This window comes from Micrococcus sp. APC 4021, from assembly GCF_030407635.1.
Lineage (GTDB): Bacteria > Actinomycetota > Actinomycetes > Actinomycetales > Micrococcaceae > Micrococcus > Micrococcus luteus.
Map to the genome: position 1 here is coordinate 1 of NZ_JASDCZ010000088.1, position 9,401 is coordinate 9,401.

At 73.0% G+C, this 9,401-nt stretch carries 8 protein-coding genes; 5 read left to right on the forward strand and 3 right to left on the reverse strand.

All coding sequences use genetic code 11. The annotated features are described in order from the left end of the window. Positions 1-194 precede the first annotated feature (194 nt). Positions 195-1,937, reverse strand: a complete 1,743-nt coding sequence (locus QL983_RS08345; protein WP_069941592.1) for a bifunctional 3'-5' exonuclease/DNA polymerase — start codon at positions 1,935-1,937, stop codon at positions 195-197. A 239-nt stretch (positions 1,938-2,176) separates the two neighbouring features. On the opposite strand from QL983_RS08345, the gene QL983_RS08350 reads away from it, so the two are divergent. Continuing rightward, positions 2,177-3,658 (forward strand): sugar porter family MFS transporter, encoded by a 1,482-nt coding sequence (locus tag QL983_RS08350; protein ID WP_069941593.1) that lies wholly within the window; start codon positions 2,177-2,179, stop codon positions 3,656-3,658. A 73-nt stretch (positions 3,659-3,731) separates the two neighbouring features. Here the strand turns inward: QL983_RS08350 and QL983_RS08355 are convergent, their stop codons facing one another. Further along, positions 3,732-5,033 (reverse strand): dicarboxylate/amino acid:cation symporter, encoded by a 1,302-nt coding sequence (locus tag QL983_RS08355; RefSeq protein WP_060973552.1) that lies wholly within the window; start codon positions 5,031-5,033, stop codon positions 3,732-3,734. A 228-nt stretch (positions 5,034-5,261) separates the two neighbouring features. Between QL983_RS08355 and QL983_RS08360 the strand changes: the two genes are divergently transcribed. From QL983_RS08360 to QL983_RS08375, 4 genes are read left to right on the forward strand one after another with little or no spacing between them, the layout of a single operon-like run. Beyond that, entirely contained in the window at positions 5,262-5,903 is a 642-nt protein-coding gene (locus tag QL983_RS08360) for an ABC transporter permease (protein ID WP_002855197.1), read from the forward strand. Next, positions 5,900-6,907 (forward strand): ATP-binding cassette domain-containing protein, encoded by a 1,008-nt coding sequence (locus tag QL983_RS08365; RefSeq protein WP_070709188.1) that lies wholly within the window; start codon positions 5,900-5,902, stop codon positions 6,905-6,907. Before QL983_RS08360 ends, QL983_RS08365 begins: the two co-directional genes overlap by 4 nt. Further along, positions 6,904-7,656 carry an ABC transporter permease gene (locus QL983_RS08370; protein ID WP_036382910.1) on the forward strand — a complete coding sequence of 251 codons (753 nt, stop codon included), beginning with the start codon at positions 6,904-6,906 and terminating at the stop codon, positions 7,654-7,656. The genes QL983_RS08365 and QL983_RS08370 overlap by 4 nt, the downstream gene beginning before the upstream one ends. Beyond that, a complete protein-coding gene (locus QL983_RS08375) occupies positions 7,653-8,660 on the forward strand; it encodes a glycine betaine ABC transporter substrate-binding protein (RefSeq protein WP_060973550.1) in 1,008 nt (335 codons plus the stop codon). Before QL983_RS08370 ends, QL983_RS08375 begins: the two co-directional genes overlap by 4 nt. Before the next feature lie 12 nt (positions 8,661-8,672). Here QL983_RS08375 and QL983_RS08380 read toward each other — a convergent pair. Then, positions 8,673-9,401: alkaline phosphatase D family protein (locus tag QL983_RS08380; RefSeq protein ID WP_290152274.1), on the reverse strand; the 729-nt coding region annotated here is incomplete at its 5' end.

Sequence of the window (9,401 nt, forward strand, 5' to 3'; positions counted from 1 at the left end):
ACGATCATGCCCAGGACCGGCCGGTCAGCACTCCCTGATCCTGCCGGATCCAGGAGCCACGAAGAAGGTAACGGGGGGGGGTGTCTCGGGCGCTCTCCAGGATCGGCCCTCGTCCCGCATCGTGCCAGGTCCCAGGGTCCTCGGCCCGGTGCGGCGCACGGAGGCCGTGGGCGCGACCGACGCGCTGCTGCCCCTCACTTCGCGTCCGCGTACGACCCCACGCTGGAGACGGTGAGCGGGAAGTCCACGGGGGCGGGACCGAACAGCAGGCGGCCGGCGGCGCTCGCGGACTCCGCCACGACTGTCCGCACGGCCTCGGCCTCCGTGGCCGGGCCGTGCAGGACGACCTCGTCGTGGACGAAGAACACGAGTTCCGTGCGCATGCCCGCAGACCGCATTCGACGGCGGATCTCGCCCATCCAGCACAGCGCCCACTCGGCCGCGGTGCCCTGCACCACGAAGTTCCGGGTGAAGCGGCCCTGGGAGCGCCGCCGTCGCCGGGCCGCGGACTCGGCGGCCTGGGTACCGACGTCGGACACGGATTCCTGCCACGTCGGCCCCGGTGCGGGGGACCAGCGGCCCAGCCACGTGGACACCTGGCCGCCGCCCTCGCCGACGGAGGCCGCCCGTTCGAGCAGGCCGATCGCTCGGGGGTAGAGCCGGCGCAGGTGTGGCATGAGCGCCGCGGAGTCGCCCGTCGTCGAGCCGTACATCGCACCCAGCAGGGCGATCTTCGCGCGCCCGCGGTCGGCCAGCGCGGTGCCGGCTGCCCGGCCCTGCTCCGCCACCTCCCGGTACAGGTCGGGCGTGGTCCCGGCACGGGCCAGCGCCTGGTCGGCGGCCATCGCGGCGAGGATGCGCGGCTCCACCTGGGAGGCGTCGGCCACGGTCAGCGTCCACCCGGAGTCTGCGCGGACGGCGTCGCGCACCCCGGCCGGGATCTGCATGGCCCCACCGCCGTGGGCGGCCCACCGCCCGGTCACCACGCCGCCGACCAGATAGGCGGCGTGGAACCGGCCGTCGTCGCCGATCCACTGGTCCAGCCAGTGCCAGCCGTTGGCCGTCCACAGCCGGGCCAGGGCCTTGTACTCAAGGAGCGGTGCGAGCAGCGCGGCCCGCGCCTCGCGTTCCGCGCCGCCGGCGTCGATCCAGTGCTTCAGGTCCCACTGCCGCGTGGACTCCACGGCCACGCCCGCCGTCTGCAGCGCCCGCAGCAGGCTGGGCTGCGAGTCGGGGCTGAGCCCGGGGGAGCCCAGGACGTCGGCGATGCGTTCGGCCAGGGCCTGCAGGCGGGCGGGACGCTCGCCCGGGGCAGGTCGGGGGCCGAGCTGCTCGGCGAGGAGCGCCTCGTGCACGCCCCGGTCCCACGGCAGACCCGCCGCCCGGATCTCCGCGGCCACGAGTGCACCCTGCGACTCCGCCGCCGCGAGCAGCCGCAGCCGCTGCGGGTGGGCCGAGCCCTCGACGGCGGCCCGCTGCGCGGCCAGCTCGGCCGCGAGCACGGTGACGTCCGGGGCCGGGTCGGCCTCGTCCGGCAGGTCGAAGAAGGACTCCTGACCGGCGGGCACCCGCGCCGGGCGCTCGGGCTCCGTCGGGTCGGCGACCTCGAGCTGCGCCACGGGCGTGTAACGCACCCCGCTGCCCGGCGCCGTCGCCGCGTGCCGCAGGATCCGCTGGACGAGGGCCAGGTCCCAGCACCGATCCACCCGCACCCCCGCCGCCAGCCAGGCGGCGTACTCCGTCCCGACGTCGGCGAGCACCCAGCGGACCGTGCTCGGGTCCACGCCCAGGCGGGCGGGCAGACCGGCCACGAGCCCGGCCACGGACCCGGCGGCGCAGGAGCCCAGGGGAACGGCGTCATCGCCCTCCCCGTCCAGGGCCCACCAGGTGCCGGGGCTGCCGACGGAGGCGGGGGCGGGGCCCAGGACGACGAACATGGCCCTCATTCTGCCCCGTGACCCGAGGCGCCGTCTGCCGCAGCCCTGTGCGGCAGACCTCCCGGCACGGCGGCGACCACGGCGGGCGCAGCGGGCACGGTTCCCCCTGATGTCCCGCCGCCTCCTCGGGGGGCGGGGAGAAGGGCTGTGCGACTTGCACGCTCGCTGAGCGGAGAACACACTGTGCGGACGCACCGGCGCGCAGCGGGCCGTCGGGCGCCACCCAGAGAGGACCCACCATGACAGCGACCCGGTCCGGCGGCGCCGCGACGTCTCGCCTCAACGCCAAGGTGGTCGGCATCTCGGTCGCCGCCGCGCTCGGCGGTTTCCTGTTCGGCTTCGACACCTCTGTCATCAACGGTGCCGTGGACGCCCTCGCCGGGGAGTTCGGCCTCGGCGCCGGTCTGACGGGCTTCGCCGTCTCCTCGGCGCTGATCGGCTGCGCGCTCGGCGCCTGGTTCGCCGGGCCGATCGCCAACCGCCGCGGCCGCGTGCCCGTGATGGTGATCGCCGCGATCCTGTTCCTGGTCTCCGCCATCGGCTCGGGCCTGGCGTTCGGCGTGGTCGGCCTGATCTTCTGGCGCGTGGTCGGCGGCCTGGGCGTGGGCGCCGCGTCCGTGATCGCTCCGGCGTACATCGCGGAGGTCAGCCCGGCCCATGTGCGCGGTCGCCTCGGCTCGCTCCAGCAGCTGGCGATCGTCCTCGGCATCTTCGCCGCGCTGCTCACGGACGCGCTCTTCGCGACGATGGCCGGGGGAGCGGCGCAGCCGTTCTGGCTCGGCGTCGACGCCTGGCGCTGGATGTTCCTGGCCGAGACCGTCCCGGCGGTGCTGTACGGCCTGTTCGCCCTGAAGCTGCCGGAGTCCCCGCGCTACCTGGTCGCCCGCGGCCGCACGGACGAGGCGGCCGAGGTCCTGCACGAGTTCACCGGCGTGGACCGGGTGAACCTGATGATCGAGGACATCCGGCGCTCGCTGGACTCGGAGCGCCGCGAGTCGCTGGCGGACCTGCGCGGACCGTCGGCGGGCCTGCAGCCGATCGTGTGGATCGGCATCCTGCTCTCCGTCTTCCAGCAGGCCGTGGGCATCAACGTGATCTTCTACTACTCCACCACCCTGTGGCGTTCGGTGGGCTTCGGGGAGTCGGACGCCCTCACGGTCACCGTGATCACCTCGGTCACGAACATCGCCGTCACCCTCATCGCGATCGCCCTGGTGGACCGCGTCGGCCGTCGCCCCATGCTGATCGCCGGCTCCGCCGGCATGACGGTCAGCCTCGGCCTGATGGCACTGGCCTTCTCCTTCGCGCAGACCGGCGGCGCCGAGTCCGTCTCCCTGCCGCAGCCGTGGTCCACGGTGGCGCTGGTGGCCGCGAACGCCTTCGTGGTGTTCTTCGGCGCCACCTGGGGTCCGCTGGTCTGGGTGCTGCTGGGCGAGATGTTCCCGAACCGCATCCGCGCCGGCGCGCTCGCCGTGGCCGCCGCCGCGCAGTGGGCGGCGAACTTCACCGTCTCCACCACGTTCCCGTGGTTGGCGGACATCGGCCTGACCCTCGCCTACGGTCTGTACGCGGTCATGGCGGCGCTGTCCCTGGCCTTCGTGGCGGCCTTCGTCCCCGAGACCAAGGGCAAGACGCTCGAGGAGATGAGCGACGTCGTCGTGCGTTCCCCGGGGCAGCGGCGCGCGGTGCGCGCCGAGGCGGAGCGGGATCTGCGCGGCTGACACCGCCCGTCCCGACGACGGCCCCCTCCCTGAGCTGCAGACAGGGAGGGGGCCGTGGTGTGTGCGGGGCGGGTCAGCCGGCGTCGGCGCCGGTCGCGGCCCCCTCGTCGTCGAGGCGCTCCAGGCCCTCGTCCTCGGAGTCCTCGATGAGACGGTCTCCGGCGATCTTGTCGACGATCATCGCGATGGCGGCGTCGCCGGTCACGTTGGTGGCGGTGCCGAAGGAGTCGATGGCGATGTACGTGGCGACCATGAGCGCGACCTGCGGCTCGGTGAAGCCGAGCATCGAGGTCAGCAGGCCCGAGGCCGCCACGATCGCGCCGCCGGGCACGCCGGGCGCCGCGACCATGGTGACGCCCAGCATGAAGATGAAGCCCACGAACACCGGGACGTCGATCGACTGGCCCGAGAGGAACAGCACCGCGATGGAGAACGAGACGATCTTCACGGTGGAGCCGGCCAGGTGGATCGTCGCGCACAGCGGCACGACGAACGAGGCGATCGGCCGGCGCACGCCGAGCAGCAGGGTCTGGCGCAGGGTCACCGGGATGGTCGCCGCCGAGGACGAGGTGCCCAGGGCCGTCGCGTAGGCCGGCAGCATCGTCTTCAGTGCCGTGAACGGGTTGCGGCCCGCGATCGCGCCCGCGACGACGTACTGGAGGAGCAGCAGCACCACGGTGAGGCCGAAGACCAGCAGGATCACGCCGAGGAACGTGGTGATGACCTTGAAGACCTCGCCGGCGGCGGTCATGTTCAGGAACACGCCGAAGATGTAGACGGGCAGCAGCGGCACGATCAGGCCCATGACGACCCGCTCGATGATCGATCGCAGCTGGTCGAAGCTCTCGTGCAGGGCGCCGCGCGGCAGCATCGTCAGGCCGATGCCGAGCACGAACGCGAGCAGCAGGGCCGTCATCACGCCGAAGGGCGGGTCCATCTGCACCTCGAACAGCGGGCCGAGCAGCGCGTCCTCGGGGTTGGCCATCCCCTCGAAGGACCCGGGCGTGAGGATCAGCGGGAAGACGAGCAGGCAGACCAGCAGGGCGCCGAAGCCGCCGACCAGGGTGGAGCCGTAGGCGATGCCGCCGGTCAGGGCCAGCAGCTTCCCCGCGCCCCGGCCGATGTCGCCGATGGCGGGGGCGACGAGCGCCAGGATCAGCACCGGGACGATGAAACCCAGGAAGTTCGAGAACAGCCCGTTGAAGGTGGCGAAGGCCTGCACGAGCCAGGTCGGCGCGACCAGGCCGACGAGGACGCCGGCCACGATCGCGACGAGGATGCGGGGCAGCAGGCCGAAGCGGCGGCGGGGCACGGCGACGGCGCCCCCGGAGTCGGGGCCGGACGCGTCGAGGGCGTCGGAGTGGGAGCGAGACATGGCCGACACGCTAGCGCAGGCCGTCCTGCCCGTCGCCCGGTCGGTAGGCCATCCTTGGCGGTGCCGGTGACCCCCTTCGTGGCGCAGAACACAGGGAGCGCCACCATCTCGGGGAGCGTGCAAGAGCACGCCCGACCCACCCGGACCGAAGGAGACGACGATGACGGTCCTGCCCCGCCCCGCAGACGCCCGGGCCGCCCAGGGGTGCGCTGCCGGCGTGGAGGCCGCATGAGCGAGTTCCTCGCCTCACGCTGGCCCGACATCCTCTTCCGGGCGTGGCAGCACGGGTGGCTCGTGCTGCAGGCGCTGGCCATCGCCACCGTGCTCGCCATCGCGCTGGCCGTGATCGCCACGCGGATCAAGGCCCTGACCCCGATCGCGAACGCCTTCACGGCCGTCGGGCTGACCCTGCCCTCCTTCGCGCTCATCGGCGTCCTGATCCCCCTGGTGGGCATCGGGACCGTCCCGGCCGTCGTGGTGGTGGTCTTCTATGCCCTGCTGCCCATCCTCCGCAACGCGCTCGTGGGTCTGCGCGGCGTGGACCCGGAGGTGCTGGAGGCCGCCCGGGGGATGGGCATGGGGCCGGTGGCGCTGTTCACCCGGGTGCGTCTCCCGCTGGCCTGGCCCGTGATCCTCACCGGCATCCGGGTCGCGGGCCAGCTCGGCATGGGCGTGGCCGCGGTCGCGGCCTACGTCCTGGGGCCCGGACTGGGCTCGTACATCTTCACGGGGCTGGTCTCCCTGGGCGGCGCCAACGCGTTGAACTACGCCCTCGTGGGCACCCTCGGCATCGTCGTCGTCGCCCTCGTCCTGGACGGGCTGCTCGTGCTGCTCGGCCGGCTCACCATCTCGAAGGGACTGCGCGCATGAGCACCGACCGTGACGCCGGGGCCGAGATCCGTCTCGAGTCCCTGACGAAGCTCTATCCGGGGCAGGACCGTCCCGCCGTGGACGCCCTGGACCTCGTCATCCCCGCGGGGGAGACGGTGGTGTTCGTCGGTCCGTCCGGCTGCGGCAAGACCACCTCGCTGAAGATGATCAACCGCCTCATCGAGCCCACCTCCGGGCGGATCCTGATCGGCGGGGAGGACATCACACGCCGTGACCCCACCCGGCTGCGCCGTCAGATCGGCTACGTCGTGCAGGGTGGCGGGATGATGCCCCACCTGTCCGTCGCCGAGAACGTCGGCCTGGTGCCGCGCCTGCTCAAGTGGGACCGCCGGCGCATCGCCGACCGCGTGGACGAGCTGCTCGACCTGGTCGGCCTGGACCCGGCGATCTATCGAGACCGTTTCCCGCGCGAGCTGTCCGGCGGACAGCAGCAGCGCGTCGGCGTGGCCCGGGGCCTCGCGGCGGATCCTCCCGTGCTGCTCATGGACGAGCCCTTCGGCGCCGTGGACCCCCTCACCCGCGAGCGCCTGCAGCAGGAGATGCTCGACATCCAGGCCAGGGTGGGCAAGACCATCGTGATGGTCACCCACGACGTGGACGAGGCCGTGCTCCTGGGCGACCGGATCCTGGTGCTCGAACCCGGCGCGCACGTGGCCCAGTACGCCACCCCCGAAGAGGTCCTGGCTCGGCCGGCCACCGAGTTCGTGGCCGACCTCGTGGGGTCGGGGGCGGGGCTCAAGCGGCTGGGGCTGCGGTCGGTCGACTCGCTGCCGCTGCGCCCGATCGCACACCACCCGACGGGCCCGCTGCCGGGCGGGCCCGTGCTCGACGCGGCCACCCCGATCAGCGAAGCCCTCGCGGCGCTGGTCATGGCCCCGACGGAGGAGATCGCCGTGGTCCGTGATGGCACGGTCATCGGTCTGCTCGACTATCCGACACTGCGCGCGCACGCCCGCGCCGCCGACGAGCAGGCTCAGCCATGATCGCCCGGCTGCGTTCGGCCTCCGCCGAAGACCGCCTGCTCCTGATCGGCCTGCCGCTGCTGGTGGCCGCCCTGCTGATCGGGTGGACCGTCTGGGTGCGCGGAGCCGCCCTCGACGACGTCGAGGCCCGGCTGCTGACCTGGCCCACCGTCCTGCGCCTCACCGCCGAGCACCTGGCCCTCGTCGGCGTGTCCACCGTTCTGGTCGTGGCGACGGCCGTCCCGCTCGGCGTGCTGCTGAGCCGCCCCGCCGCCCGGCGGTTCACCCCCGTCGCCATGGGGCTGGCCAACGCCGGTCAGGCCGCCCCCGTGATCGGTGTGATCGTCCTGCTCGCCATGGCGTGGGGGTTCGGCTTCCGGGTCGCCGTCCTGGCCCTGTCCCTCTACGCGTTCCTGCCCGTGCTGGCCAACACGCTGGCCGGGCTGCGGGGCGTCGACCCCACCGTCGTCGAGGCGGCCCGCGGCATGGGCATGTCGCCGCTGCAGACCCTGCTCCGGGTGGAGCTGCCCCTGGCCCTGCCCGTGATCATGGCGGGTCTGCGGACCGCCCTGGTGCTGCTGGTGGGCACCGGGGCGTTCGCGACGTTCATCGACGCCGGCGGCCTCGGCCTGCTCATCCAGACCGGGATCGTCCTGTTCCGTTTCCCGCTGCTCGTCTCGGGGGCGATCCTCGTGGCCGCCCTCGCCCTGATGATCGAGTGGATCGGCCGCCTCGTCGAGACGCTGGCCACCCCGAGGGGGCTCGCATGACCACCCCGCGCGCGACCACCCCATCCCGCCGCCGCGGCCGGACCCCCGCTCGTGCCGCGCTCGCCGCGCTCGGCCTGGCGGCCTCCCTGGTCCTGTCCGGGTGCGGGCTGAGCACCGCCGGCGGCTACCTGCCCTCGGGCACGCCCGCCGGCGACGTCGCCGGGATCGACCTCGAGGGCGCCCACGTGGCGGTGGGCTCCAAGAACTTCAACGAGGGCGTCGTGCTCGGCAAGATCACCGCGATCCTGCTGCGCTCCGCGGGGGCCGACGTCGAGGATCTGACCAACATGCCGGGTTCGCTCAGTGCGCGCCAGGCCCAGGTCGCCGGCGTCGTGGACGTCGAGTGGGACTACACGGGGACGGCCTGGATCACGTACCTGGGCCACACCGATCCGATCCCGGACGCCCAGGCGCAGTGGGCCGCGGTCCGGGACGAGGACGCGCAGCAGGGCCTGGTGTGGCTGCCGCCGGCCGAACTCGACAACACCTACACCTTCTCCGTGCGCCAGGACCGGGCGGAGGAGCTCGGCCTGGAGACGCTCGCGGACATCAAGGACCTCCCCGCGGAGGAGCAGTCCTTCTGCGTGAGCGCCGAGTTCGCCGCCCGCAACGACGGGTTCCTGCCCATGCTCGAGTCCTACGGGATCGAACGGCCCACCGGATCCCGGCTGCGCCAGATGGACATCGGGGCGGTGTTCGCCGCGGTGGCGGACGGGTCGTGCACCTTCGGGGAGGCGTACGCCACGGACGGGCGGATCGCCGCGCTGGACCTGACGACCCTGCAGGACCCGCTGAGCTTCTTCCCGAAGTACAACGCGGCCCCCATCGTGCGCGAGGAGGTCCTGGCCCAGCACCCCGAGATCGCCGACCTGCTGGCGCCCGTGACCGCGCGCCTGGACAACGCGACGGCCGCGCGCCTGAACGCGCGGGTGGACGTCGACGGCGAGGAGCCCACCCAGGTCGCGTGGGACTGGCTCCGCGAGGAGGGCCTGATCACCGACTGACGGCCCGCAGAATCAGGCCGCCGTCAGCGTGCGCGAGTAGACCGTCCGGCCGGCGGCGTTGATCAGACGCACTCGGAACTCGCGGCCGTCCTCGGGGATCTCGACGTGGCCGAAGTACTGGTGCTCGCCGGAGCGCGGTGAGCCCATGACCGGCCCGTGCGCCTCGAAGTCCAGGCGCGGGCCGAAGGTGCCGTCCAGCGTGTTCGGGCCGAACGATCCGGCGTTGATGGGGCCGGCCACGAACTCCCAGAACGGCTCGAAGTCGGTGAACGCCGCGCGGTCGGGGGAGTAGTGGTGCGCCGCGCAGTAGTGGACGTCGCCGGTGAGGAACACGACGTTCTTCACGCCGTGGTCCTTGATCGCCTTCAGGAGGCGGGCGATCTCCAGCTCGCGGCCCAGCGGGGCGCCGTCGTCGCCGTTGGACAGGGACTCCTGCCCCGTGCCGTCGGGGACGATCAGGCCCAGCGGCAGGTCGTTGGCGATGACCTTCCACGTGGCGGTCGACGCGCGCAGCCCGCGGATGAGCCACTGCAGCTGCTCCTCGCCCAGGATCGGGGTCTCGTGGGTCTCGAGACCCGGGGTGTTCTCACCCTTGTGGGTGCGCATGTCCAGGGCGAACACGTCGAGCGTCGCGCCGCGGGGGATCCTGCGGTAGATGCGGGCGGAGTTGAGTCCCTGATAGTGGTGTAACCCTCCCCGGTCGCCAACACCGTCCCCTTCACGGACGCGGTCACCGTGGGA